This window comes from Robertmurraya mesotrionivorans (assembly GCF_050971805.1).
GTDB lineage: Bacteria > Bacillota > Bacilli > Bacillales > Cytobacillaceae > Robertmurraya_A.
Window position 1 is genome coordinate 59288 of record NZ_JBPCCH010000006.1, and the last position, 24931, is coordinate 84218.

The following is a 24931-nucleotide window of genomic DNA, read 5'->3' on the forward strand; positions in this document are numbered from 1 at the left end:
GTTTTTCCAAATGACTAAAACATATCAATTTCCAGAAGGATTTTTATGGGGCGGTGCAACAGCTGCCAACCAATTAGAAGGTGGGTATCTTGAAGGCAACAAAGGTATGAACCTTGCAGATGTAATGCCTGGTGGAAAAGTACGATTGAAGTTGATCATGACTCCTGGTTTTGACTTTGAGATCGATAAGGAAAAATATACGTATCCGAACCATGACGGAATTGACTTTTATCACCGTTACAAAGAAGACATCGCTCTTTTTGCTGAAATGGGCTTTAAAGCATACCGTATGTCAATCGCGTGGTCTCGTATTTTCCCTAAAGGAGACGAGCTTGAGCCAAACGAAGAAGGTCTAGCATTCTACGAAAGAGTATTTGATGAGTGCCTAAAGCACGGAATTGAACCTGTTGTAACCATCTCTCACTATGAAATGCCTTTATATTTAATTAAAGAGTATGGTGGTTGGAGAAGCCGTGAAGTTATTGGGTTCTTTGAGCGCTATGCAACGACTTTATTTAACCGTTATAAAAACAAAGTAAAATACTGGTTAACATTTAATGAAATTAATGGAGCAACACATATGCCAATATTTGGTCTTGGGTTCTCTCCAGCTACAGAAGATGTTCGCCTACAGGAAAGCTTCCAAGGCTTGCACCACCAATTTGTAGCGAGCAGCCTAGCAGTTAAAGCTTGTCACGAAATTATTCCTGGATCTCAAATCGGCTGTATGTTAATTTATGCTCCTGTTTACTCAATCGACTGTAATCCAGAGAACGTTTTGTATGCATTACAAGAAGCGCAAATCTTTAACAATATTTGTGGAGATGTACAAGTTCGTGGGGAGTACCCAGCATTTTCTAAGCGTTACTTTAAAGAAAACGGCATCTCAATCAATATGCAAGAAGGCGATTTAGAAACGATCAAGCAATATCCTGTTGACTTTATTTCATTCAGCTACTATATGTCACGTACAGAAAAGAAAGTGAAAACAGAAGAAGAAAAATCAGCAGGAAACATCATGTCTGGTGTTAAAAATCCATTCCTTAAAGCAAGTGATTGGGGCTGGGAAATCGACCCAACTGGTCTACGAATTGCATTAAATGAATTATATGACCGCTACCGTGTTCCTTTATTCATCGTTGAGAATGGACTTGGTGCATACGATAAGGTTGAAGAAGATGGAAGCATCAACGATGACTACCGTATCAATTACCTTCGTGAGCATATCGAAGCGATGGGTGAAGCAATTGAAGACGGTGTAGATTTAATGGGTTACACATCTTGGGGATGTATTGACCTAGTAAGTGCATCAACGGGTGAATTGTCTAAGCGTTACGGCTTCATTTATGTAGATAAGCATGACGACGGAAGCGGTACTCTTGAGCGTAGTAAGAAGAAGTCATTCTACTGGTACAAGAATGTTATTGCTACGAACGGGCAAGAACTATAATAAATAAGAAAAGCATTGGTCCATTTGGTGGGCCAATGCTTTTTTGTGCGTGGTTTTTTAGGCTGGCTTTTTCGGGAAATGGTTCACTTTCTGGATATTAGCTGGGGAAAAAGGATGATGACCGTTTCCACTAGATTCACCGCTCCTTTTGATCTTCATAAGCCCAATGAACTTCATTTCCAACAGATTCTTCGTTCCTTTTGATCTTCATCAGCTCGATGAACCTCATTTCCAACTGATTCACCGTTCCTTTTGATCTTCATCAGCTCGATGAACTTCATTTCCAACAAACTCTTCGTTCCTTTTGATCTTCGTCAGCTTGATGAACCTCATTTCCAACAGATTCACCGCTCCTTTTGATCTTCATCAGCTTGATGAACCTCATTTCCAACAGATTCTTCGTTCCTTTTGATCTTCATCAGCTCGATGAACCTCATTTCCAACAGATTCACCGTTCCTTTTGATCTTCATCAGCTTGATGAACCTCATTTCCAACAGATTCACCGTTCCTTTTGATCTTCATAAGCCCTATGAACTTCATTTCTACCGGATTCACCGCTCCTTTTGATCCTCATCAGCCTGATGAACTTCATAGATCCAATATCCTTCTGTCTTTCAGATCCTATTATGAAAACTGCGATAACACCAACACCAACGGCCCCACAATAAAGCAGTAATAAGCAAAGTACTTCAGATTCCCTCTCTCCATAATCCCCATAAACCATTTTAATGAGAAATAAGATAACAGAAGTGACATCACAAACGCGACGATATAAGGAATAAGCATGTCTCCCAATTGCATGTCTCCTACTTTTAACACAATCGCCCCTAAGCTAACGGGAATATATAGGAGGAAGGAGAATCGTAAGGCTGTTTCTCTTTTCATTCCTATTCCCATCGCAGCCACAATTGTGGCACCCGAGCGGCTAATCCCTGGAATTAATGCCACCGCTTGAGCGAAACCAACAATAAGGGCATCTCTAACCGTTAACCCTCGGTCGCCCTTTGTACCCTTAAGATTTCTAATAAACCAGAGTGCTATCCCTGTTACGATTAAAGCTCCACCAATCGGAGCAATTCCCCTGAAAAAACCAGAGATCGTATCTTCTAACAGAATCCCGATTACACCAGCAGGAATGGTACCAATCATTAAATAAACGATAAAGAGAAAATCATTCTTATCACTCGGATCCTTTTGCACCATATATTTGCTTCCGTTTTTCACTAATCTGATGAGATCGTCTCGATAAATGAGTAATACAGCCAAAAGGGAAGCGAAATTCATTAATACTTCAAAGCTAAAATCTCCTTCAGCCACATCAATACCTAAAAATTCCTGAACGAGCACCAAGTGTCCGCTAGAGGAGACTGGAATGGGTTCTGTAAAACCTTGAAGCGCTCCTAAAAATGCATATTTTAATATGATTAATACTTCTTCCACCGACTCACTCCTTAATAAAAATTGAAAAGGACTTGGAAAAGATCCAAGCCCTACATTATTATACTATTAAGCTCTTTTAATTTCCAAATATTGAATATGGTGTCCATCCTTTTTCTGAACTTTAAACACAAATCCTTCTGCTTCTAGCTCAGTACCAACCTGTGCTTCCATATCTTGAGTCATGAACCATCCACCAATTGTATCCACATCTTCATTTGATAAAGTGGTTTCCAACAGATGGTTTACATCCTCAACCAGTAACTTAGAATCTACGATATAGTGATTTTCGTTTAGCTTTCGAATGTCAGGTAATTCATCCTCATCAAACTCATCGCGAATTTCCCCAACAATTTCTTCTAGAATATCTTCAACAGTGACTAATCCGGATGTTCCACCATACTCATCTATTAATATCGCAATATGTGTACGTTCCTTTTGCATTTTTACGAGTAAGTCATGAATTGGAACGGTCTCAATCACACGGATAATTGGATTTATATAGGTCTGGACCGAAAAGCCTTCTCGCTTCTCTTCCTCTGAAATATCAGCAGTTAAAAGCTCTTTCACGTTAATAAAGCCAACAATATTATCTTTATCACCGTTCTCAACTGGATATCGAGTGTAATTCTCCGATTTAATGGTTGCTAATATATCGGCATATGACTCATCAATAGAAATGGATACCATCTCCGTTCGAGGAACCATGATCTCTTTTGCAATTCTTTCATCAAATTCAAAAATATTGTTCATGTATTTCAGTTCATTTTTGTTAATTTCTCCACTCTTATAGCTCTCGGATAAGAGGATTCTTAATTCTTCCTCTGAGTGAGCTAATTCATGTTCGGAAGCAGGCTTTAATCCGAAAAGCCCTACAAGCTTCCGAGCTGATCCATTTAAGAACCAGATAATCGGGTACATGATTCGGTAGAACCAAATAATTGTTCCAGCAAATAATAAGGTAACCGTCTCTGCTTTCTGGATAGCAAAGGTTTTTGGTGCAAGCTCACCTACAACCACATGTAAAAATGTGACTAAGGCAAAGGCAATTCCGAAGGACAATATTTCCGTCAATGACTCATTGATATGGAAATGCTCAAATAAAGGATGCAATATTTTTTCAACAGTCGGTTCACCTAACCACCCTAAACCTAACGCGGTGATCGTAATCCCTAATTGACAGGCAGATAAATATTCATCTAAATGGGTCACCACTTTTTTAGCAGATAGTGCTCCCTTTTTCCCTTCCGCAATCAGTTGGTCAATTCTCGACATACGAACCTTTACAATAGCAAACTCTGTAGCTACGAAAAAAGCAGTTAAAGCAATTAATAAAGCAATCAAAAGTAAATTTACAGTCGTCAACGATCGGTCTTACTAAGTAAGACCTACACCTCCCAATATAGTAAAACAAAAGTTTAATTAATCAATAACAAAAGTGTCTGTATTAATGAAAGACTCTCATTTGATACATCCTTTTTTACATTCTTTAAATTCTTTTGATCCAGCTGAGCCAACACATCTGTGACCTCTTTTTCCAGCCCTTGAATCTTCAGTCTCAGTTCAAGAACATCGATTTCTTCTGCATCTTTTTCTACCACTTTTTCTTTTATTTCTTCCAGTGACATTCCGTCTTTTTTACATTGTTCAATATAATGCAGCCGTTCGATCGCCGATTGATCATAGTAGCGGTAATTCGAAGTGGAACGTTCTACTTTTAACAGTCCTAGATTGGTATAATAGTCAATGGTTCTCTTTGTAACGTTTGCTATGTCAGCTAATTCACCAATTTTCAACTTCTCAGTCCCAATGGAACCCCTCCAAACCGTCACGTGATAGTTATGAAATGAATTATACAATGAGTCTAGCTTTATAACAACTAATACGCACGATATGGAATAAAGTTTCATAGAAAAACCCCCTACATGAGGGGTAATTACTTATGTTTGAATAACTAAAACCTTTCGACCTTTAAAAGAACTTACGCTTTTTGCACTCAAAATAGCTCTTCAATGAAAACGAGGGCATTCTTCAACCGATTCTCATAGCTTCCATGTAACGTTTTATAGTTAATTTGATGCTGCTCTAACAGCCTTTTGAGGTGGTGATTGTTTTCATTTCGTGCTGTATCATCTCCATGTACGCGCAACCCATCATCCACCCATGAGACATCTGGCTCTAAAAATAACCATAAATCATAGTTTTGCAGCTTAGCTATTTCGTCTAACACTGGCTGATACACATCGTTATATAGATGGGAATAAAATTGAGTCACGATTGCTTCCGTATCAATAAACACTAACTTATTTGCTTTTTCAATTGCTTCTATTTCCTTCATTTTGTGACCATAAGCGATTTTTAAATAATCTTCCTCTATTATAATCCCTTCACACCCACCTAACTCCTCACACACCGTCCGACCGTATTCTTCTACATAGCTAGTGTTATAGATTTGGGCAAGATTTTTCGTTAGTGTCGACTTCCCACAGCTCTCCGTTCCGACGATCACTACCTTTTTAACAAAGTAAGGCTTCACGAAGTCCGGTAGGAAGGCCCAGTGGTGAAAAACTCCTTCTTCTCTGATTTTTGTCGCTGAGATTCCAACCTGTCTACGACTAGGATCAATCAGGATATGCTTAGATGTTGGATATAACTTTTCAAAAATCTCGCTGTACTCAAGTTCTGAACTAAACACAAAGTCAATCGGTTTTCCAATCTCTTCTTTGATTCTCTCAGCTCCTTGAACCCAATCGTAGTCTTCATTCCCTTGATCATCTTCAATAGATATGACTTTTACATGGGGCATATCCTTCTTTAATTGAGAAAGCCAGCGCAAACGAATACGTACGGGAATATAGCTCATTTCTGTCCCTTCACATAATTCCAGGTCCCGCTTTTCACTGTGAGATAATACTACGTACAGTTCATCCACCATCGAGGATGCATGAACAATGGCATACACATGACCAAGATGTAAAGGCAGAAATTTGCCACCAATAAAACCAGTAGTCATGTTTTACACCTCACTTTGCTTCAAGTAAAGCTTGCGCCAATTGATATATCCATAAATGCTATTCACAAGGAACGCAGACCACATAACGAGCATCGAAAAATCATTTCCTCCTTGAGAAATAAGGGCGCTCAACCAAAGGAAAATCGATAATACATTTACTGCAATCCATAACAGCCATTGTTCAGCAAACCGTTTTAACATTAAGATTTGCGCTGTCACAGACAGTACATTTGTTGCTGAGTCGGTCCATACATTGTTTCCGCCTAAATATTTTAAGAAAAACCCATAAGCAATCGTGAATATCGTTACTGTTACCACCGTGGTAACCCAGCCTGACTCGGTAAGGCTTTTAACCGCAACGTCTTCCCCTTTTACTCCATGCTCAGTTTTGTTTTTACTCCATAAATAAATCCCGATGAATTGAACGGGAAAATAAAACAACCCATTCAGCATGGCTTCCCCGTAAAGTCCATAGCCGTAAGCTATATACGCGTAAGTTGCTGTCTGAACGATCCCAAAATAATAATTAGAGATTTTTCCTTTGGCAACTAACACGACGCACAGCATTCCACTAATTGAGGATATCAGGCCTATAAGGGAATCCTCCCAAGCAAAGAAAAGGTAAATATTAATCATCGTAAAAATTGCCAACCATCCCATCTCAAAACGAGTCCAATCCTTCATCTTACTCTCTCCTTACCCTTTTAATTTTGGGTTGTACACGGACACCATTGGTTGGAAATCCGTAAATCGGTACAGCTGCGCAGGTGTTTTCGAATAACGATTTGATTTCTTTGGTTTCCCATCCTCCATCACCACTTCAAGAAACGGAAGTGTGGGAGCTTTTCTAAAAAAGGCAGCATCTGATGAGATTGCTGGGTCATCTAGCACCGTGAGTAACACCCCTTGAAGCTCTGACAAAACAAACTCCTCTGGTAAAAAATGCTGTGCCAATGTGGTCAAGGCCATATCCTTTTTGATAAACCAAAGGGCATCGTCGATGATGTTTCGGTGATCAAAAGCTAGATCAAATGCTAGTGCCTCTTCTATTGAAAACAATTGAATATCAGACGCATCCTTTGAGACTTTCCGTTTTTCTAAAGATTTCTCACTAGCTATTACATAATGCGCATTCGAGATGATCCAGCCCCTCTTGTCTCGTTCGGGGTCATCATATATTCCGAAATGCTTCATCTTTAACCCGTCGATTCCTGTTTCTTCATATAACTTTCGTTCGGCAGCTTCCATTGCTGTTTCCGTTGGTTGAACAAATCCACCGGGTAAAGCCCATTTTCCTGCTTCAATATTTAGATTACCTTCATGATTATGTTCGCTTCTCTTTATAAGTAGAATTTTTAATGTTTTTATCGGTGGTTTATAATCTCCATTGCTTTCAGATGTAATCGTGAAAACAGCAATATCACTTGTGTAACCATCTGGGGTTGTATAAGTCATGTATCTCAACTCCTCTTAATTAACAATTTGTTAATCGTTAATTAAAATATAAACTCCATGCGCTCGATAGTCAAGAAATAAAATGGAAAAAAATAACGTAACCACCAAAATGATGATTACGCCTAAAAGGAATTATATAATTTGTGCATTCATGCTTCCTTTAAAATGCTCTAATGCCCAATCATGTCCTGCTTGATTAAAGCTAGCTACTGCTTTTTCGTGTATGACGATTTTGAAGCCTTTGTTATAGGCATCCACAGCTGTATGTAACACACAAATATCCGTGCAAACACCAACCAAGTGGACGTCTGTGATGCCGCGTTCTCTTAGCTTGATTTCTAGATCCGTCCCAGCGAAAGCACTGTAGCGTGTTTTATCCATCCAATACACGTGTTCCTTCTTCTCATTTTGAAGATACAACGTGTTTAACGTCCCATACAAACGCCTGCCCTCAGTTCCTTCAATATTGTGAGGAGGATACAGTTCCGTTTCTGGATGAAAATGATCGCCCTCTTTATGCAGGTCTATCGCGAACACCACATAATCGCCTTTGTTGATAAATTCCTCAGTAATCTTGGTGATTTCTCCTTCGATGGCTATACCAGGCTCTCCACATGGCAAAGCACCCACAACAAAATCATTCGTATAATCGATATTAATCAAAGCTCTCTTCGTCATCGTTTACACTCCTCAGGAATTAGTTGTACCTTCATTGTAAAGTTAATCTTCTAGCTTTGAAAGTTTGAAACCAGTTAATCCGAATATAACGGTAATGATCGGACTCAACAAACAGAAGAACGTAAAAGGAAGATATGCTAATGTCTCTACACCTAATACTCCCGTTAAAAAGACTCCACACACACTCCATGGAACAAGTGGATTGACTACCGTCCCCGCATCTTCTAGAATTCTAGAAAGATTTTTCCCATGTAGACCCATCTTTTTGTATCTATCTTTAAAGGAACTTCCTGTTAAAAGGATCGAGAGGTATTGTTCCCCGACTAAGAAATTGATGGTAATGGCTGTTCCGGCCGTCCAAACCACAAGACTCCATACCCTATTCAACATACCGCTAATTCCTGCAAGCAAAGCTGGAAGAATTCCAAGTTTAAAAAATAATCCACCCATGGCTAACGCTAAAAGAATAAGTGAAACAGAAAACATCATGCTCTCCATCCCACCTCTAGAAAGCATGGAATCGATTTCCTCCACTCCCGTATTGGAAGAATACCCAGCAAATAGGGTGTTCATTAGTCCCTGCAGATTGATCTCCTTTTGTACAAATAACGTAACAAAAAGAGAAGTACCAATTCCTGATGCTAAAGTGATAATCGCTGGAACTTTTTTGATCGCTAACAGTGCTAACACTACAAATGGCAATAAAGAATACCAATGAACAAGATCATTGTCTTTCAAACTAGCCTTTAAAAGATCTAAATTGGCAAAGTTCGCAGCAGATTCTGCCGGTGACAAGATAACAAATAATAGGAAGGATAAGATAAACGCCGGGACCGTTGTCCAAGCCATATTTCTGATGTGATCAAACAAGTCTACGTGAACAGTAGAAGATGCCAAAATCGTTGTATCTGATAGAGGTGACATTTTATCTCCAAAAAACGCACCAGAAATCACGGCTCCAGCTGTTATAGCATCTGAAAGTCCCAGGGCAGTGGAAACACTCATAAAGGCAACGCCGATGGTCGCTGCAGTCGTTAAAGAACTCCCGATACTCATGCCAATAATAGCGGTCACCGCAAACACAATCGCATAGAACCATCTGTCGCTAACGACTTCAAGCGCTAAGTAGATAAAAGTAGGAATCGTTCCACTTTCCATCCAACTACTAATGAGCATCCCGATAAAGAGAAAAATAAATACGGCCCCTGCTCCAGATTTAGCTCCATTAATGATCGCCTCTTCCAATTCTTTAACGGATACCTTCTTATAGATACCGTAAAGAAACAGTCCCATGATCGCTAAAACAATCGGAATATGAGGAACTGCACCTGCAAATATAAGAGAATAGCTGATTCCCCCGATAACTATCAAGGAGATAATAAAAGCTTCAATTGGTTTTAATGTTAGTACGCTGTCTTGATTCATGATGTTTTCCTCCAATAAGGGTTTTGAGCCAAAGAAAAAAGCCCTCACGCCAATAGGGACAAAGGAGCTCCGCGTTACCACCCTAATTCATATAAGAATAGCAGACTTTCCACCTTATAAAATACGGAAGGTCACTATTTTACTTAAACGCTTTTTAGCATTAAAGTATGTTACTAATATAATAATTTACTAGGTTTCTGTCAAGAGTAAAACAAAAAAGCAGTGAGTCCTAAGAAGAACCTCACTGCTTTTACCATTAAACCTCTAATCGAATTCGATTTCCCGAAGGATCTGCCGTAATAAATGCGCCATTCTCCTCCGTAACCGCTACGCCCATTCCTTGTAACTGAGAGATGATCTGCTCTCTCTTTTCTGCACTAGGAAGCACCATCGTATAAGATTCCATGCCAACGCTGTTTTCAGCAGCAGGCGGGGCACCCACACCATTCCATGTGTTCAATCCAATATGGTGATGGTATTTACCAGTAGAAATAAATAATGCCTGGCCTCCGTATCGAGTAACAACCTCGAATCCGAGTCCCTTTGTATAAAACTCCTCTGTTTTCTGTAACTCTGACACATGAAGATGGATATGACCCATAATCGTGCCTGCTGGCATTCCGTTCCACGCTTCTCCTTCTCCCTCAGCAAGAAGGCTTTCCGCATCTAAAGCAACCGTGGCCATTTCCACTTCTCCATTATTCCAACTCCAATCAGAAGCAGGTCTGTCTGCATACACTTCAATTCCATTCCCATCTGGGTCAGCTAAATAAATCGCTTCACTTACCAAATGGTCGGATGCGCCTTGTAGTGGATAACGTACCTGGAGAAAATGCTTTAGTAATCTTCCTAAATCTGCACGAGTTGGTAAAAGTAATGCAAAATGATATAAGCCAGTCGTTCGTCCTTGCTTCGGAACGACATCATTCGGTTCTTGAATAGAAACAAGTATTGTTTTTCCGTCAGCTGTTAGGTCAGCGGTTCTGTTTGTTTGATGTAACACCTGTAATCCAATGACTTCTTGGTAAAACGTAAGCGAACGTTCTAAGTTTGCTACTTTTAGGTTTACTTGGCTAACAAATGTATTTGGTTCACGATGAAATCCCATTTTTCAATCTCTCCTTTAGTATATTTCTTCATGTATAGTTATCATTTACTGTTTATCTTTTAAATAAAAGTTAGTAACTTACTTTATGTAAGTAATTATATTTTCATAATGAACAAACGTCAAGTAAGTATTTTATAAAAAATAATTTAATTATTAAAAAAAGGGGTTATAATAGAAGGAAGGAGTGATTGTCATGGATAAATCCATTTGTCCTAGATTTGAAAAAGCGATGGGGATTTTAAGCCAAAGATGGACCGGCTTAATCATTTACCAATTACTAGGTGGCCCTCAGCGTTTTTGTAGCCTAGAATCATCTATTGGTGTAAGTGGTCGTGTGCTTTCAGAGAGGTTAAAGGATCTGGAGAATGAAGGCATTGTGAAGCGTGATGTATTCCCAGAAACTCCTGTTCGAATTGAATATTCACTAACTGATAAGGGAATCGCCCTGGAGCCTCTTATGAGAGATATAGAAAAATGGTCACAGAACTGGCTACAAGCATAACAAAAGGGTTGCAATTCAATGATTGCAACCCTTTTTCATTAGTTCGTTACGGTTTTACTGTCTTTGCCTTTGTTTGTTAACTTACGTAAATATGGCAATGCGTAACGATCTAGTCCGAATAAACCAGCGTTTGCACCAGCAGTGATGATTAAAAAGCCCATTAAGATATCTGTAGGATTATGAGAAACCGTCCCTGCTAATAAGAATGAAAAGTTCATAACTATTCCGAAGAAAGAAGCTGCTGTTGTTAAGCAACCTAAAATTAAACCTAAACCTACTAAAAATTCACCCCATGGAACCATAAAGTTAAACAGCTCCACATTCGGTAAAGCAACACTTTCTAGGAATGACGTATACGCACCAAACACTGCACTTCCATCTGGACCTACCACCGGATTTTTAATGGCATTTCCAATAAAGCCACTTGCATCAAATGCCCCTCCGCTAATTTTCCCCCAACCTGCTGTTAGAAAGCCGTATCCTAAATACAATCGAATCACTGTAACAATCCCTGCAGCAATGTTATTATTTCTCCACCATTTGTTAATCATATGAATCTTCCTTTCAAAAATAAAAAGTATTATTTCTATGCCCTAAGATTAACATTCTCAATTTCAAATATCATTACTTCAAAGTATTGTTCAAATAATTGCTACAAAGTTATGGATTTTTTGTGAATAAATTCACAATATATGATAAAAGAAAAATACAGCCGACTATACGTCAGCTGTACGTTATAAATTAAGCATTCGGATAAATCTTTTTCAGTGCTGCCTTCATCTCCGGCTTCACCTTAATTTTCGAACGAATCCCTTGAGCCATTTCTTCCGCCTTGTCGATTTCCTCAGCATGCCCTAATCCTAACAAGGTACCAATCGCTATTGTACCTGTACGATTGCTGCCTCCACCACAATGGAAATACACTTTCTTGCCTTCGTTATAGGAAGAAATCACTTCATCAATGGCCTTTTTTACAGACTCTTCTTGGTGCTCTTCATCATCAACAATTGGCTGATGAATTCGGTTGTATTTAGACTCTTCTGTTGGAGCCTCCGCGCGCAAATCATAGATCACGTCAACTTTCTCATTTTCCATAACAAGATCAACTTGATCCGCTCCACCGATAAAAATTCGATCCTTGATTAAAGCCTGATAGTTTTTTTCACTCATCTGGGGTATCCTCCTGTTAGCAACAATCGCTTTCGTTTCCAACAAGTACAAAAGCGGTTCGCTCTTCATTAAGTCCTAAAATCAGATCTCCGATGTGATCCTCTATATGCGGATCGATTGCTACTTGTATCTCATTAATGGTAACAACTTTATCATTTTCTTCCGGCTCATCCAGAGCCAGCCCTACTTGTGGGCGTCCTCAGCCAAAGCCCGCAAAATATACGCGAAGACCATTGGCCGCTTGTTCTGCAAATACTTGCTTTAATTGATCACGTGCTTCATTAGTGATTTGCATCGTATTCATCCTCTCTAGTATGTTTTACTCCACCAATGCTTTTAAGTGTTCGTAACCAGATCGTTCCTCATTCATCAGTGGAACAATGGCACATTTTGCTGAAATATCTTCTACCTTTTGAATCCACTGCTCCTCTGCGATGGCACGTCCCTTTAGCACCGGATCCTTTGTATCCGTTGCATAAAGACTTTGGTTAATCACCCACCACTGCGGGACAATCTCTGCTCTTTTCAAATCCTCCTGCAAACGCTGTGCTTCCAATACGGGAGTTGCTTCCGCTAACGTCACGATAACAACCGCTGTTTCCTGATCATTTCTTAGGCGTGGCAAAAGCTTTTGAACACTCTCTGGTACTTCTCCTGTTGAACGGGAAAGCTCTTTATGATACGACTGTGCTGCATCTAATAATAGCAAAGTATGTCCGGTTGGAGCTGTATCAATCACCACGATTTCATCCTTCGATCGGTCCACCACTTCAGCAAACGCTCGAAAGACGGCAATTTCCTCTGTACAAGGTGAATTTAAATCTTCCTCTAAATAAGCAAGACCTTCTTCATCCAAGTTCTGGCCCGCAGTCGAAAGCACTTCTTTTTTATACATCTCCACCTCATGCTTTGGATCAATTCTGCTAATGGTAAGATCGGGATATTCTTGGTTTTCAAACATTAGCTCCAAATGGGCCGCCGGGTCTGTTGTGGTTATATGCACTTTATGACCTTTTTCCACTAAGCCCACCGCGATGGCCGAGGCAATTGTAGTTTTCCCTACTCCCCCTTTTCCCATCGTTAAAATAACTCGGGTTTGTTGAGTAGAAAAATGATTCACTAGTTGTTCTAAGTCGGGAAGTGTGTGTCCTTTTTCAAGCTCTCCTGCCAATTGAACAGGTGGAATCGAATAATGCTTCAACAGGTAACGCAAATGCTCTAACCCTGTTAAAGAATACGAAACATATGGCAAGGAGTAGATGACCGCTTGCTTTAATTCAACTGGTAACTGACTCACCGCGTTTCTTTGCTTTTTATAAAAAGCTGTAGAAATCTTATCATCAGGAAAATACGTTTTTAGTATTCCGTTAATGATTAACGCTTGATTTTGTATGCCAATTTCTTTTAGTTCCTTAGCTGCCCGATTGGCCTCATATAGGGATGATTCATCCGGTCTAGCAACAAGAACGAGCATCGTTTTAGCAGAATCGGATAAGGCTTGAACCGTTTTTGCATATAAATCCTTTTTCTCTCCTAGTCCTGACAGCGGTCCTAAACAAGAGGCACCATGGGTACTTTCCTCTAAAAAACCACTCCAAGCTGATGGTAATTGAAGCAAACGAAGCGTATGTCCCGTTGGAGCCGTATCAAAAATGATATGGTCATAGGCATTTACAAGCGCTGAATCGGCTAAAAGACTCGTAAATTCATCGAATGCCGCAATTTCTACCGTACATGCTCCGGATAATTGTTCTTCCATCGTTGCTACGACCGAATCGGGTAGTACCCCTCGATACGGTCCAACAACCTTTTCACGATATGCTTTCGCTGCTTGTTCCGGGTCTAAATTACAAGCAAATAAATTCTTCACCTGTGGAATTTCTGCTGGAATATTCGTGAGTTCGAGTTCTAAAACATCTTGAAGATTAGAAGCTGGATCTGTGCTTACAAGTAGAACCTTCTTTCCTTCATCCGCGAGCGCGACAGCCGTTGCACAGGCAGTCGATGTTTTCCCTACTCCACCTTTACCTGTAAAAAACATAAACGGCGTATGAACAGCAGTTTTGGGATCAAATGGTTGAAACATCACCTTACACCTTCCATCGGTTAAATTAGGTTGATTTTATTCGTAACCTTCTTCTTCTCTAATTCGGTCATATCGATACCAAACCACTGAGCAAGGGTTTCGTTTGATGGATAGCTTCCTGATTGACTGATTTCCCCATTGACTAACGTAATTGGTAGCGAATCTGGCCCTTTTTCATGCAAAAATTGGTTCACCTTCGTATTTTCAGCAAACTTCCCAGGGTCACTCGCCAAGTTATACCTTTTAATATCAAAGCCCTTTTTTTCTAAAATAAATACAGAAGTAGCCATTCTTGTTAACTCAGGATCGACACTTGGTCCACACACACCCGTTGGACAGCAAAGAGCAGGATCAAAGATTTCAACTTTGGTCATTTGAAACACTCCCTTTTAATTTTATAAGCATATACTTATATACAAAGCAGAAAACATCCCAGAGATGTATTCATCCCCGGGGTATTATGCTTATTTACCTGTTTCAGCAAATGTTTTGATTCGATCACCGATTTCATCACGAACACGTTGGAAAAATGCCCATTTTTCTTCTTCTGTTCCTTCTGCTTTCGCTGGATCATCAAAGCCCCAATGCTCACGCTTCACATGTGGAGGAGTTACTGGGCAATGGTCTGCCGCGTGTCCACATAGAGTGACCACTAAGTCCGCATTATTTAAGATTTCAGGATCAATCGTGTCAGATGTTTGATTGGAAATATCGATATCCGCTTCTTTCATTGCCTTTACTGCATTCGAGTTCAAACCGTGTGCCTCAAGTCCAGCACTTTTCACATCCCACTCTTCTCCTAAGTGTTTTTTCGCCCAACCTTCAGCCATTTGGCTTCTGCAAGAATTTCCAGTACATAAAAAGTAGATTGTTTTTTTCGTCATGTTTTTCTTCTCCTTTTAGTGAATGATTAGTAACCAAATATAGAGCCCAACCAACGTAATGAATAATGTTGGGATGGTTAGAATAATACCTGTTTTAAAATAAGTACCCCATGAAATTTTGACTCCCTTTTGTGATAAAACATGTAGCCATAAAAGAGTCGCAAGCGATCCAATCGGGGTGATTTTCGGGCCAAGGTCCGAACCAATTACATTCGCATAGACAAGTGCTTCTCGAATAACACCCGTTGTATTTGTGTCAGCAATCGCTAACGCATCAATCATCACGGTAGGCATATTGTTCATCACTGACGATAAAATCGCAGCTATAAAGCCCATTCCTAGCGCGGCTGCGAACAATCCTTGATCAGCCGTTACTTGAATCAGGTCTGATAATAAATTCGTTAAGCCTACATTTCGCAGGCCGTAAACGACCACATACATCCCAATCGAGAAAAAGACAATGGCCCATGGTGCTCCTTTTACAACTGTACGAGTGTTGACAGCCGGACTTCTTCTGCCCATAAAGAGGAAGAAAATCGCAACAATTCCAGCGATAATGGAAACAGGAATTCCTGTAAACTCACTCGCAAAATACCCAATCAGAAGAACCGCTAAAACCAACCAAGAAAGACGGAACATCTTCTGATCTCGTATCGCCTCCACCGGTTGTTTCAGCTGCGTTAGGTCATAGGATTTTGGAATACTTTTTCGGAAATATAGATAAAGAACCAGAATGCTCGCCGCTAACGAAAAGAAGTTTGGAACAATCATCCTTGAAGCGAATTCAGCAAAGCCGATGCCAAAAAAGTCAGCAGAAACAATATTCACCAGGTTACTAACGACAAGTGGTAACGAAGTGGTGTCAGCAATAAACCCACTCGCGATAATAAATGGAAACACCATTTTCTCATTGAATTGTAAGTTTCGAACCATCGCAAGGACGATTGGTGTGAGAATCAATGCCGCTCCGTCATTCGCAAAGAATGCCGCAACGATCGCACCTAAAATCGAAACATACACAAACATAAGAACACCGTTTCCTTTTGCGGCCCGAGCCATATGTAGTGCTGACCACTCAAAGAAACCAATTTCATCAAGTATTAAAGAAATGATAATAATGGCGATAAATGCTAAGGTCGCATTCCAAACGATGCTTGTTACATCAAGAACATCCTTAAAATCAACCACTCCAACAAGCAACGCCAGGATTGCCCCACCACATGCGGACCAACCAATCGACAACCCCTTCGGCTGCCAAATAACTAAAACTAGTGTCAGCAAAAAAATCACTGATGCTAAAACAATAGATGTCACAAATGAACCTCCTTATTCACAACAAGAAATACGTAAACCTTGTTTTTCTAATTCATCCAGTCTGTAGCCTTGATCGGGTAAATTCTTAAGAACATCCCTCAAGAAGGGATAGTATTCACTTTCCTTATTTAAGGAATAAATAATCCACTGTCCTCTTCTTGATTCCTTAACAATTCCCTTATCCTTTAGCTTTCTTACATGCTGGCTAATCGCAGGCTGACTGGTTTTAAACATTTCCACAAACTCACAGACACAGCAATCATGGGAATCTAAAATTTTAACGATCGTTAATCGTGTTTTGTCTCCTAGCAGCTTTAAGACATTAGCGACTTCTTCAATCTCAATGACAGATTCTTGTTGCATGGAAACACCTCCTAATTGGCCATTAGAATACGTTTATCTTTCCCAAATGTTTGTTGCTAATAAGTATATAATCGATTACTTATATAATAATACACTTATATATTCAGCTCAATCAGATTTTTGTAAAGCTTTTGTAAAAAATAAAATCAAATTTTTTTGATTAAATAGTTGCCAATACCTACCACTGGAAGTATAATACAGTATATCAAGTATTTTTGATTAAAGGAGAACGAAAAGTGAAACAGTTCATTCCCTTAACGGACGTAACTCATACAAAAAATGCAACTAATGAAGAGATCCCACTGCAAAGCAAGCTTGAAACATATGAAGCAAAATTCAAAGCCCTTGCAGATCAAAAACGACTATACATCTTACACCTTTTGGTTCAACAAAACTCGAGCTGTGTTTGTGATTTGAGTGAGTTGATTGACATGCCTCAATCCAAGCTTTCGTATCATTTAAAGATTTTGCTTGATGCCGGTTTAATCACGAAAGAAACAAAAGGTACATGGAGCTATTACCAAGTAAACACCGAAGAAATCAATCACCTATTGTCCCCTGAGCTTTGCTGCCTATTTAGACCTAGCTGCTGTTAGGTTTTCTTTTAAAAAGATTAAATCAATTTTTTTTGATTAATACATCAATATATTTTGATTAAAGGAGACGATCACATGTTTTATCAAGACTATCATGCTATCGCAAAGCTTAAGCAACAGGAAGTAGAAAGAAATGCAAGACACGCTTGGAAGTTTTTTGAGAGAGAAGAATCAAAAAAAATCTCTATCCCCGTTCCCCGTAAAGATCCAAATTGCTGTGTCACACCGGCTAACGCTTAATATTGAAAGGAGGTGAATCCAAAATGAGCTTTTTGAAGAAATTAGTAAGAAACAATCAGAATTCAGATTGCTGTGGTGTGGAAATTAAAGAAGTTAGTGAGAAGGATGAAAAGAATAGCGCTTGCTGTGGTGGTGCAGATCAGACGAAGTGTTGTTAATAGATATATAGGGGATGGCTCGAATGGTTATGTTCGTGCCATTCTTTTTTAGTTGCTTGGTATTTGGACTTGCTCCTTCATTTTCCTCATTCATCTGTCTAAATCCCTAATGCATTCGGACTCTCTCCTCCTTTTTCCAGTCAATTCCTGTCCCAATCACCACTGCATTTGGACTCTCTACTCCTTTTTCCTACGAGCCCTGTCCCAATCACCCTCCTATTCAGACTCTCTCTTCCTTTTTCCTACGAGCCCTGTCCCAATCACCCTCCCATTCGGACTCTCTCCTTCATTTTCCTACGAGCCCTGTCCCAATCACCCTCCCATTCGGACTCTCTCTTCCTTTTTCCTACGAGCCCTGTCCCAATCCCCCCCCTATTCAGACTCTCTCTTCCTTTTTCCTACGAGCCCTGTCCCAATCACCCTCCCATTCCGACTCTCTCCTTCATTTTCCTACGAGCCCTGTCCCAATCACCCTCCCATTAGGACTCTCTCCTTCATTTTCCTACGAGCCCTGTCCCAATCACCCTCCCATTCCGACTTGCATCGGTTTTTCCTTGCATCACCTGTCCAAACATCTCTCCCCCACCAACCCTTCAGTAAGTTAACAACACACTCAACTTATTAATTGACATTCCCTAAAATTCTAACTATATTTATATAGACCGATCTCTATAATTTCTAAAAGGATGACTTCATACGATGAAAATCAAAAAAGAACATACAAAAGAGATTATTTTACAAACAGCTTCTCGCTTGTTTCAACGTCAAGGATATAGCGCGACCGGGGTTAATCAAATTATTGAGGAGAGTGGTACGCCTAAAGGATCGTTGTATTACCATTTTCCAAAAGGGAAAGAAGAAATTGCTTTAGAAGCGATTAACTTGATGAAGCAGGATGTTCTGAAGCAAACCGCAAAGGATCTTGCTTCCACAGATAATCTGATTCAAGCCTTTCAACAGCATGTGAACAATATTGCTTTATTTTTTGATTCACCATGCAGCTTAGAAGGGTTAAAAATTGGTCTACTTGCTGCAGAAACGGCGAATACTCATGAAACGCTTCGACTTGCTTGTGAAAAAACCTTCAAAGAATGGCAGGATCTTTACGCAGAAAAGCTTGAACAAAATGGCTACGAAACCACAAAGGCTCGAGAGCTTGCCGTTACCATCAATGCTATGCTTGAGGGTGCAACAACCCTTTCATTAACTAGTAAGAATGGGGATACTTTACGGGTGATTGCTAACCATATTCCCACTTTACTCAGCAATAAGAACAACTAGGAGGATAATAATATGAATATCGATACCCAACTGGGCCAAACGAAGGTCATGGAAAAGAAAGAATACAAAGTACTTCCGATTCTTGTCTCCTTCCTTATCGCTGGCTTTATTGGTCTGTTTAGTGAAACAGCTTTAAACATGGCACTTGGTAGTTTAATAGAAGACTTTGCAATCAAAGAAACGACGGTTCAATGGTTAACGACCGGTTACCTTCTGACACTTGGGATTTTAGTTCCCGTCTCAGGCCTTATCTTACAGTGGTTTTCGACCCGACAATTGTTCATTGTTTCACTTGCCCTCTCCATTATCGGAACGTTCATCGCAGCCGTTGCCCCTACCTTCGCTGTCTTAATGTTAGCACGTGTGGTGCAAGCAATGGGAACGGCGGTAATGTTGCCATTGATGTTCAACACGATTTTATTAATTGTTCCACCGTATAAACGTGGGAAAATCATGGGGCTCATGGGCCTTGTCATCATGTTTGCCCCTGCAGTAGGACCCACTCTATCTGGTCTTATTTTAAAAAATCTTTCATGGCACTGGATTTTCTGGATCTGCCTTCCGTTATTAATCGTTGCTCTAGTTTTTGGATATTTCTATATGCAAAATGTATCCACACCAACGAAGCCTAAGATTGATGTGTTATCGATTGTTTTATCAACGATTGGATTTGGCGGAGTGGTGTACGGATTTAGTTCTGCCGGTGAAGGCGGTGGCTGGGGAGATCCTACCGTGATTACTGCCATTTCAATTGGTTTGATCGGACTTCTCTTATTCTGTATCCGTCAAACAAAAATGAATCAGCCGATGCTTAATCTTCGTGCGTTTAAATACCCGATGTTTGTGGTTGGATTATTATTAGTTTTGATTTGTATGATGGTTATTTTATCGTCCATGATTCTTTTGCCACTATACTTACAAACATCTCTTGCATTAAGTACGTTTGCTGCCGGACTTCTTCTTTTACCTGGTGGAATTGTGAACGGGCTACTATCCCCTGTCATGGGTAGCTTATTTGATAAATTTGGACCAAAATGGTTAGTCATCCCAGGTCTTGTGATTGTCACTGGCTCATTATTCGGTTTCTCAACAATCGATTTAGAAACGTCTTCTGCGTTTCTGATTGCGATGCATATCTTGATGATGGTTGGCGTTTCAATGATTATGATGCCAGCTCAAACCAATGGGTTAAACCAATTGCCACGTGAACTGTATCCAGATGGAACAGCCATTATGAATACCCTGCAGCAGGTGGCTGGTGCGATTGGAACAGCAATAGCGATTTCGATTTTATCATCTGGTACCGAAGATTATTTAAAGAACGTGACAGATGCAACAAATCCGCTCAATCCATTACTAGCCTTTACTTCAGGGGTACAGGATGCCTTTATTTTTGCGATTATTATTGCTGTAGTAGGGGTTATCGTTAGTATGTTTATTAAAAGAGTTCATGTGGAGCATCAAGCTTCATAAACAAGGAAACAGAGCTAATTGCTCTGTTTTTCTTTACGCAACATATTTGTTATCTTTTGAAGGGCATTACAACATCAATCTGGCTCCCTGGCGTCGTTCATCACTCTTTTAAACTACTAAGCATATAAAAATTTTGAAAAATATTCATATCAAGAGTAGAATAACGAAAAAGAATCCATAAAGTAAAACGGGGAATAAAGATGAAGTTACAGCAGCTAAAATATGTGATAGAAGTGGTGGCGTGTGGTTCGATTAATGAAGCTGCGCGTAGATTATATATCTCGCAACCTAGTTTATCAAAAGCGATTAAAGAGCTTGAAAAAGAAATAGGGATTACCATTTTCACTCGTACATCTACAGGAATTACGCTTTCTACAGATGGAGCTGAGTTTCTTGGGTATGCTAGGCAGGTAGTGGAACAAGCGGAATTGCTAGAGCGCCGTTACTTTAATACAGCTCCTTCTGAACAACTCTTTTCCGTTTCCACCCAGCATTACGCATTTGCAGTTAACGCATTCGTTGAAATGATAAAGAAACACGGCGAGGATAAATACCAATTTACATTAAGAGAAACAAGAACCTATGAAATCATTGAAGATGTCAAAAATTTACGAAGCGAAATAGGCATTTTGTATGTGAGTTCTTTTAATGAAAAAGTAATGATGCCGTTACTAAAAGAGCGAGGGTTAGATTTTGAAGTTCTTTTTCAAGCAAAGCCCCATATATTTGTCAGTACTCAAAATCCGCTTTCTAAGAAATCAACGGTTACGTTAGAGGAGTTAGAAGAATTTCCACGTCTTACGTTTGAACAAGGTGAGTATAACTCGTTTTATTATTCAGAAGAACTATTTAGCACGATTCCTTGTAAAAAAAGCATTCAGGTTAGTGATCGCGCCACCCTTTTTAATCTGTTAATTGGGTTGAATGGGTATACAATATCTACTGGCATTTTAAGTGAAGATTTAAATGGATCCGATATTGTATCTGTGCCTCTGGAGGAAGGCGAACTGATTACGGTCGGCTGCGTCGTCAATAAAAAAACACAACTTAGCCGGATCGCTAAATTGTATTTAGAGGAACTCAAGCAAATCATTGATTTGTATTTAACGTAATATAAGAAAGGGGGAGGGATCAAAATCCCCTTCCCCATGTCGAACTTAGCGGTTTAATCTATATTTTTCAATCAAATATTGTACGCCATACAATAAATACGCTTTATAGTGTATGTAGAAAAAAAACTGGACACGACTTAGCCCGTTTAAACTGATGATTTTAAATTTTTTCAGTATATCCATCAAAACAAATGCAAAGAGTCCATCTGAAATCACATTAAGTAGCACAAACTTTTTAAAATTCCCATACGAATACTTCAGTAGCCACATGGTAAAAGGCATGTAAGGGCCGATACTAAAAGGAAGTTCATCTTTAAAAAAAGATTTATAACCATCGTAAAACTTCCACCAGTTCCTCCTGTGTCCGTAAATATGATTAATGATTTCAAATACCACAATAAATATTCCGGTGAAAGAATAACGCTTGAAGCTTTTCTTTCCGATAAACAATAAAGATAACCACGGAATGGCTATGATCGATAGATTAAAAAGCAAGTGCCTCCTCTTGATCATGCAACGATTTCACCTCAACCGGTTTTAGTTATTTTTATTAAATTGTCCAATTCCAACAAAAAAATCCATCTTTTAGTTTCATATCCTCGATGAATTTCAATAGCTTGCTGAATTTTTGATGAAATGATCTTCATAAGCCCGATGAACTTCATTAGCTTGTGAAATTCTCGATGAAATGATCTTCATAACCCTAATGAACTTCATTAGCTTGAGGAATTCTCGGTGAAATGATCTTCATAACCCTGATGAACTTCATTAGCTTGGGAAAATTCCGATGAAATGATCTTCATACCTGTATATAGAACAAAAAAAAGACAGCCCTTAAGGCTGCCTCCACTCATTATTTGGAAAGGATGTTTGTGATCACCCGCAATAGTAAAACAAACAAAATACTACCGATTAAAGCTGGTAGAATCGCAATGCCTGCAAATGATGGTCCCCAAGCTCCTAGTAGCATCCCACCAATCCAAGCACCAATGATTCCGCAAACAATATTCCCAATGATCCCATAGGGTAGATTGTTTCCAGCAATTATACTCGCTAACCACCCGATGATACCGCCTACGATCAAATAAAGAAGTAATCCCATATGTATGTCCTCCTTTGTGATGGTAGTAAACTAGTACCCGGATCATCAAATATTTAAACTTAGATAATTTCTAATACTCTTCCCTTAAAGCTCTCATACACATATGACCAAAGGGTTTTGTCTTCAACATAGCTTTTTCTTAATTTGCCAAAGACTTCTTTTTGTTTTTCCGCAAAAGTTGGGTCTTCTTTGGCTGGCAGGGTGGCACGGAGCTCGTCAACCATTTGTTGAACTTCCGGTGCGCGTGGGCCCCATTTTCCTACCAACTCACCTTGCTCATTTAAAATCAAAATCATCGGGATCGCACGTCCGCCGTTTGTTAGGTGTCGGTCAATCAAATCGGTGTCAGAGTCACGTAAGGTGACACGCATGTCAATGTTTGCCTCTTCGGCTAGCTTGCGAATGACTGGGTTAATCATCATGGCATCTCCACACCAATCTTCTGTAATGGTTAAGAAGTGAAGTGAATGTTGTTTTAGTGTGTCAACCAAGCCGTCTTCAGGTAATTGAAATTGCTCATACACGGCAAAGCTTTCCTCTTTTAATGTACTCATTTCGTCCATGTATGCTTGAATCGACTTTCCTTCTTCGAAATATTGCTGTTCTGATTTCATACGGTAGGCACCTCTCTTCTAATTCTATGTACTTACTATACCAAATAAAAGCAGTGTGATTCTTGTTAGAAGCACACTGCTTTCGAATCTTATTTAGACTGACTTGCTAGCCATTCCATAAGGGTGATTTCTTTTCCATCAATTGTTGTTTTTACGTCGTTGTTGTACACGTAGATCCATGACCAGTGACCATTGTACTCGTATGGCGTACCGTCTACATCTTTGTACAAGCCTGAAGTATCTACCACGTTATCGAATAGAGATAAGTGTACATTTGGAGCACCCGCTGCCACTAAACGCTCATACGTTGGAACCGTATAATTGTTCACATTTACAACTGGATCATTTGCAGCAGTAACAAACCAAGTTGGTACGTTTTTCATATCTTCAATTTGCTCATCTGTAATGAGTGTGTCAGCTAGCGCTTCACAAGTTGGAATAGCAGCAGCGAAATATTCTGGATAATCACGAATCATGAGCATCGTCATGTATCCACCGTTTGAGTCTCCACCGATATAAATTCGGTCAGTGTCGATGTCTTTATTGTTAGATACATAGTCTTGAATCAAGCTCATTAGGGCTTCTTCATATTTTGACGTTCCATCACCAAAGCCAGTGAGACCGTCCATCCAGAATGTTGGTGTTTGAGGAGCTAATACGTAAGCACCATCAAAGTATGATTGAATTTCATCGGAAGCCCAGTTCACAGCCTTGTTTCCTGAAATCGGAATCGTTGGATCTGTTCCACCTTCACCTGCACCATGTAACCAGATGACGAGAGGATTTTTCTTGTTATCCTTCTTCGGCTCAAAATCCGCATAAGTGAGTGTCACATCGTCATATGTAGCTTCACCTGTAGAGAACTCATCCACTAGCTCTCTTACACCACCGGAGAATGTATCAATAGTTAAGTTTGAAATCATTCCAGCTGGTGTGACAATTGGTTCTTGCTGTTCGATCGTATATTCGTTGTCTGTCCAATCATTAAATCCTGTTGTTTGCCAGTCATAGTTCATGGCATTGCCTAGCGGTTCATTAGGTCCGATTTTCATTTCTAGCACTACGTATTTCCCTGTAGCTACGGCTGGATTTCCGTCTTTGTCAGCTACATACGCGTTTGTGATTGTACGTTTACCTTCATTTAACACTGGTTGTGCTAAACGAGCATCACTGATTTTTACATTTACTTCAAAAGTATCTGTTGTTACAGAATTAACCGGAACAGGTCTTCCTAAATCCACAATGACCTTCGTAATCGCTGGTCCCCAGTCTTCAATTTCTGTAACGGTTTGATAAGAGGTTGGTTGTGTTTTCAAGTCCTTTGCCATCACTCCACTACTAAATGAAAAAGTCGTACATGCTACTAGTGATAATAGAAATGCCTTTCTTGCTTGTTTTCTCATTCTCTTTAACAATGACAATTCCTCCTACGAAATCATTTATTTAAGCGTTTACATTTTTGATTTTAG

At 39.7% G+C, this 24931-nt stretch carries 28 protein-coding genes; 8 read left to right on the forward strand and 20 right to left on the reverse strand.

From position 1 onward, the window contains the following. The first annotated feature begins 10 nt into the window (after nt 1–10). A complete protein-coding gene (locus ACRX5O_RS11985) occupies nt 11–1450 on the forward strand; it encodes a glycoside hydrolase family 1 protein (protein ID WP_433906163.1) in 1440 nt (479 codons plus the stop codon). Nucleotides 1451–2075: 625 nt separating this feature from the next. On the opposite strand, the gene ACRX5O_RS11990 is transcribed toward ACRX5O_RS11985, so the two are convergent. The 9 genes from ACRX5O_RS11990 to ACRX5O_RS12030 form a co-directional block, all read right to left on the reverse strand. Then, nucleotides 2076–2891 (reverse strand): undecaprenyl-diphosphate phosphatase, encoded by an 816-nt coding sequence (locus ACRX5O_RS11990; protein WP_433906164.1) that lies wholly within the window; start codon nt 2889–2891, stop codon nt 2076–2078. A 66-nt stretch (nt 2892–2957) separates the two neighbouring features. Further along, nucleotides 2958–4253: a hemolysin family protein gene (locus tag ACRX5O_RS11995; protein WP_433906165.1), complete on the reverse strand. Its 1296-nt coding sequence runs from the start codon at nt 4251–4253 to the stop codon at nt 2958–2960. A 53-nt stretch (nt 4254–4306) separates the two neighbouring features. After that, a complete protein-coding gene (locus ACRX5O_RS12000; protein WP_433906166.1) occupies nt 4307–4798 on the reverse strand; it encodes a MerR family transcriptional regulator in 492 nt (163 codons plus the stop codon). A gap of 86 nt (nt 4799–4884) precedes the next feature. After that, nucleotides 4885–5901: a multifunctional transcriptional regulator/nicotinamide-nucleotide adenylyltransferase/ribosylnicotinamide kinase NadR gene (gene nadR / locus ACRX5O_RS12005; RefSeq protein WP_433906167.1), complete on the reverse strand. Its 1017-nt coding sequence runs from the start codon at nt 5899–5901 to the stop codon at nt 4885–4887. Nucleotides 5902–5904: 3 nt separating this feature from the next. After that, on the reverse strand, nt 5905–6585 hold the full coding sequence (gene pnuC, locus ACRX5O_RS12010) for a nicotinamide riboside transporter PnuC (protein WP_433906168.1): 681 nt from the start codon (nt 6583–6585) through the stop codon (nt 5905–5907). 12 nt (nt 6586–6597) lie between these two features. Further along, nucleotides 6598–7356: an NUDIX domain-containing protein gene (locus ACRX5O_RS12015; protein ID WP_433906169.1), complete on the reverse strand. Its 759-nt coding sequence runs from the start codon at nt 7354–7356 to the stop codon at nt 6598–6600. A 132-nt stretch (nt 7357–7488) separates the two neighbouring features. Beyond that, nucleotides 7489–8034 (reverse strand): cysteine hydrolase family protein, encoded by a 546-nt coding sequence (locus ACRX5O_RS12020; RefSeq protein WP_433906170.1) that lies wholly within the window; start codon nt 8032–8034, stop codon nt 7489–7491. A gap of 42 nt (nt 8035–8076) precedes the next feature. Then, entirely contained in the window at nt 8077–9459 is a 1383-nt protein-coding gene (nhaC, locus tag ACRX5O_RS12025; RefSeq protein WP_433906171.1) for a Na+/H+ antiporter NhaC, read from the reverse strand. A 256-nt stretch (nt 9460–9715) separates the two neighbouring features. Next, nucleotides 9716–10567: a VOC family protein gene (locus ACRX5O_RS12030; protein ID WP_433906172.1), complete on the reverse strand. Its 852-nt coding sequence runs from the start codon at nt 10565–10567 to the stop codon at nt 9716–9718. Between the two features lie 193 nt (nt 10568–10760). Between ACRX5O_RS12030 and ACRX5O_RS12035 the strand changes: the two genes are divergently transcribed. Continuing rightward, nucleotides 10761–11069 carry a winged helix-turn-helix transcriptional regulator gene (locus ACRX5O_RS12035; RefSeq protein WP_433906173.1) on the forward strand — a complete coding sequence of 103 codons (309 nt, stop codon included), beginning with the start codon at nt 10761–10763 and terminating at the stop codon, nt 11067–11069. A 38-nt stretch (nt 11070–11107) separates the two neighbouring features. Here ACRX5O_RS12035 and ACRX5O_RS12040 read toward each other — a convergent pair whose 3' ends face one another. The 7 genes from ACRX5O_RS12040 to ACRX5O_RS12070 form a co-directional block, all read right to left on the reverse strand. Beyond that, entirely contained in the window at nt 11108–11620 is a 513-nt protein-coding gene (locus ACRX5O_RS12040) for a DoxX family protein (RefSeq protein ID WP_433906174.1), read from the reverse strand. A gap of 190 nt (nt 11621–11810) precedes the next feature. Further along, entirely contained in the window at nt 11811–12239 is a 429-nt protein-coding gene (locus ACRX5O_RS12045) for a protein-tyrosine phosphatase family protein (RefSeq protein WP_433906175.1), read from the reverse strand. Nucleotides 12240–12558: 319 nt separating this feature from the next. Further along, nucleotides 12559–14325, reverse strand: a complete 1767-nt coding sequence (gene arsA, locus ACRX5O_RS12050; protein ID WP_433906176.1) for an arsenical pump-driving ATPase — start codon at nt 14323–14325, stop codon at nt 12559–12561. 20 nt (nt 14326–14345) lie between these two features. Further along, a complete protein-coding gene (gene arsD / locus ACRX5O_RS12055) occupies nt 14346–14699 on the reverse strand; it encodes an arsenite efflux transporter metallochaperone ArsD (RefSeq protein ID WP_433906177.1) in 354 nt (117 codons plus the stop codon). Nucleotides 14700–14789: 90 nt separating this feature from the next. Next, on the reverse strand, nt 14790–15209 hold the full coding sequence (gene arsC / locus ACRX5O_RS12060; RefSeq protein WP_433906178.1) for an arsenate reductase (thioredoxin): 420 nt from the start codon (nt 15207–15209) through the stop codon (nt 14790–14792). 15 nt (nt 15210–15224) lie between these two features. Next, entirely contained in the window at nt 15225–16523 is a 1299-nt protein-coding gene (locus ACRX5O_RS12065; RefSeq protein WP_433906179.1) for an arsenic transporter, read from the reverse strand. 12 nt (nt 16524–16535) lie between these two features. Continuing rightward, a complete protein-coding gene (locus ACRX5O_RS12070) occupies nt 16536–16886 on the reverse strand; it encodes an ArsR/SmtB family transcription factor (protein WP_433906180.1) in 351 nt (116 codons plus the stop codon). Between the two features lie 296 nt (nt 16887–17182). Between ACRX5O_RS12070 and ACRX5O_RS12075 the strand changes: the two genes are divergently transcribed. The 6 genes from ACRX5O_RS12075 (at nt 17183) to ACRX5O_RS12100 (ending at nt 21746) form a co-directional block, all read left to right on the forward strand. Continuing rightward, nucleotides 17183–17482, forward strand: a complete 300-nt coding sequence (locus tag ACRX5O_RS12075) for an ArsR/SmtB family transcription factor (protein WP_433906302.1) — start codon at nt 17183–17185, stop codon at nt 17480–17482. Nucleotides 17483–17557: 75 nt separating this feature from the next. Further along, entirely contained in the window at nt 17558–17722 is a 165-nt protein-coding gene (locus ACRX5O_RS12080) for a hypothetical protein (protein WP_433906181.1), read from the forward strand. 23 nt (nt 17723–17745) lie between these two features. Further along, on the forward strand, nt 17746–17880 hold the full coding sequence (locus ACRX5O_RS12085; protein ID WP_433906182.1) for a hypothetical protein: 135 nt from the start codon (nt 17746–17748) through the stop codon (nt 17878–17880). A gap of 699 nt (nt 17881–18579) precedes the next feature. Further along, the gene (locus ACRX5O_RS12090) at nt 18580–19161 is read left to right on the forward strand and encodes a TetR/AcrR family transcriptional regulator (protein ID WP_433906183.1); all 582 of its coding nucleotides are present in this window, start codon (nt 18580–18582) and stop codon (nt 19159–19161) included. 12 nt (nt 19162–19173) lie between these two features. Then, on the forward strand, nt 19174–20634 hold the full coding sequence (locus ACRX5O_RS12095) for a DHA2 family efflux MFS transporter permease subunit (RefSeq protein WP_433906184.1): 1461 nt from the start codon (nt 19174–19176) through the stop codon (nt 20632–20634). Nucleotides 20635–20834: 200 nt separating this feature from the next. Next, a complete protein-coding gene (locus ACRX5O_RS12100; RefSeq protein WP_433906185.1) occupies nt 20835–21746 on the forward strand; it encodes a LysR family transcriptional regulator in 912 nt (303 codons plus the stop codon). 45 nt (nt 21747–21791) lie between these two features. On the opposite strand, the gene ACRX5O_RS12105 is transcribed toward ACRX5O_RS12100, so the two are convergent. The 4 genes from ACRX5O_RS12105 to ACRX5O_RS12120 all read right to left on the reverse strand — a co-directional run bounded on the left by ACRX5O_RS12105 (nt 21792) and on the right by ACRX5O_RS12120 (nt 24877). Then, nucleotides 21792–22259 (reverse strand): hypothetical protein, encoded by a 468-nt coding sequence (locus ACRX5O_RS12105; RefSeq protein ID WP_433906186.1) that lies wholly within the window; start codon nt 22257–22259, stop codon nt 21792–21794. A 340-nt stretch (nt 22260–22599) separates the two neighbouring features. Then, nucleotides 22600–22848, reverse strand: coding sequence for a GlsB/YeaQ/YmgE family stress response membrane protein (locus ACRX5O_RS12110; RefSeq protein WP_433906187.1), 249 nt, complete (start codon nt 22846–22848; stop codon nt 22600–22602). Nucleotides 22849–22907: 59 nt separating this feature from the next. Continuing rightward, nucleotides 22908–23462 (reverse strand): thioredoxin family protein, encoded by a 555-nt coding sequence (locus tag ACRX5O_RS12115; protein ID WP_433906188.1) that lies wholly within the window; start codon nt 23460–23462, stop codon nt 22908–22910. 89 nt (nt 23463–23551) lie between these two features. Next, nucleotides 23552–24877: a prolyl oligopeptidase family serine peptidase gene (locus tag ACRX5O_RS12120; RefSeq protein ID WP_433906189.1), complete on the reverse strand. Its 1326-nt coding sequence runs from the start codon at nt 24875–24877 to the stop codon at nt 23552–23554. Nucleotides 24878–24931 lie beyond the last annotated feature (54 nt).

Bases quoted from the DNA above. Each gene is read 5' to 3' on its own strand.
- nhaC (WP_433906171.1), bottom strand. From the start codon at position 9,459: ATGAATCAAGACAGCGTACTAACATTAAAACCAATTGAAGCTTTTATT.
- ACRX5O_RS12080 (WP_433906181.1), top strand. From the start codon at position 17,558: ATGTTTTATCAAGACTATCATGCTATCGCAAAGCTTAAGCAACAGGAA.
- ACRX5O_RS12070 (WP_433906180.1), bottom strand. From the start codon at position 16,886: ATGCAACAAGAATCTGTCATTGAGATTGAAGAAGTCGCTAATGTCTTA.
- arsD (WP_433906177.1), bottom strand. From the start codon at position 14,699: ATGACCAAAGTTGAAATCTTTGATCCTGCTCTTTGCTGTCCAACGGGT.
- ACRX5O_RS12090 (WP_433906183.1), top strand. From the start codon at position 18,580: ATGAAAATCAAAAAAGAACATACAAAAGAGATTATTTTACAAACAGCT.
- ACRX5O_RS12100 (WP_433906185.1), top strand. From the start codon at position 20,835: ATGAAGTTACAGCAGCTAAAATATGTGATAGAAGTGGTGGCGTGTGGT.
- ACRX5O_RS12000 (WP_433906166.1), bottom strand. From the start codon at position 4,798: ATGAAACTTTATTCCATATCGTGCGTATTAGTTGTTATAAAGCTAGAC.
- ACRX5O_RS12020 (WP_433906170.1), bottom strand. From the start codon at position 8,034: ATGACGAAGAGAGCTTTGATTAATATCGATTATACGAATGATTTTGTT.
- ACRX5O_RS12085 (WP_433906182.1), top strand. From the start codon at position 17,746: ATGAGCTTTTTGAAGAAATTAGTAAGAAACAATCAGAATTCAGATTGC.
- nadR (WP_433906167.1), bottom strand. From the start codon at position 5,901: ATGACTACTGGTTTTATTGGTGGCAAATTTCTGCCTTTACATCTTGGT.
- ACRX5O_RS12105 (WP_433906186.1), bottom strand. From the start codon at position 22,259: ATGATCAAGAGGAGGCACTTGCTTTTTAATCTATCGATCATAGCCATT.
- ACRX5O_RS12030 (WP_433906172.1), bottom strand. From the start codon at position 10,567: ATGGGATTTCATCGTGAACCAAATACATTTGTTAGCCAAGTAAACCTA.
- ACRX5O_RS12115 (WP_433906188.1), bottom strand. From the start codon at position 23,462: ATGAAATCAGAACAGCAATATTTCGAAGAAGGAAAGTCGATTCAAGCA.
- ACRX5O_RS12110 (WP_433906187.1), bottom strand. From the start codon at position 22,848: ATGGGATTACTTCTTTATTTGATCGTAGGCGGTATCATCGGGTGGTTA.
- pnuC (WP_433906168.1), bottom strand. From the start codon at position 6,585: ATGAAGGATTGGACTCGTTTTGAGATGGGATGGTTGGCAATTTTTACG.
- arsA (WP_433906176.1), bottom strand. From the start codon at position 14,325: ATGTTTCAACCATTTGATCCCAAAACTGCTGTTCATACGCCGTTTATG.
- ACRX5O_RS12095 (WP_433906184.1), top strand. From the start codon at position 19,174: ATGAATATCGATACCCAACTGGGCCAAACGAAGGTCATGGAAAAGAAA.
- ACRX5O_RS12015 (WP_433906169.1), bottom strand. From the start codon at position 7,356: ATGACTTATACAACCCCAGATGGTTACACAAGTGATATTGCTGTTTTC.
- ACRX5O_RS12040 (WP_433906174.1), bottom strand. From the start codon at position 11,620: ATGATTAACAAATGGTGGAGAAATAATAACATTGCTGCAGGGATTGTT.
- ACRX5O_RS12035 (WP_433906173.1), top strand. From the start codon at position 10,761: ATGGATAAATCCATTTGTCCTAGATTTGAAAAAGCGATGGGGATTTTA.
- arsC (WP_433906178.1), bottom strand. From the start codon at position 15,209: ATGACGAAAAAAACAATCTACTTTTTATGTACTGGAAATTCTTGCAGA.
- ACRX5O_RS12045 (WP_433906175.1), bottom strand. From the start codon at position 12,239: ATGAGTGAAAAAAACTATCAGGCTTTAATCAAGGATCGAATTTTTATC.
- ACRX5O_RS11985 (WP_433906163.1), top strand. From the start codon at position 11: ATGACTAAAACATATCAATTTCCAGAAGGATTTTTATGGGGCGGTGCA.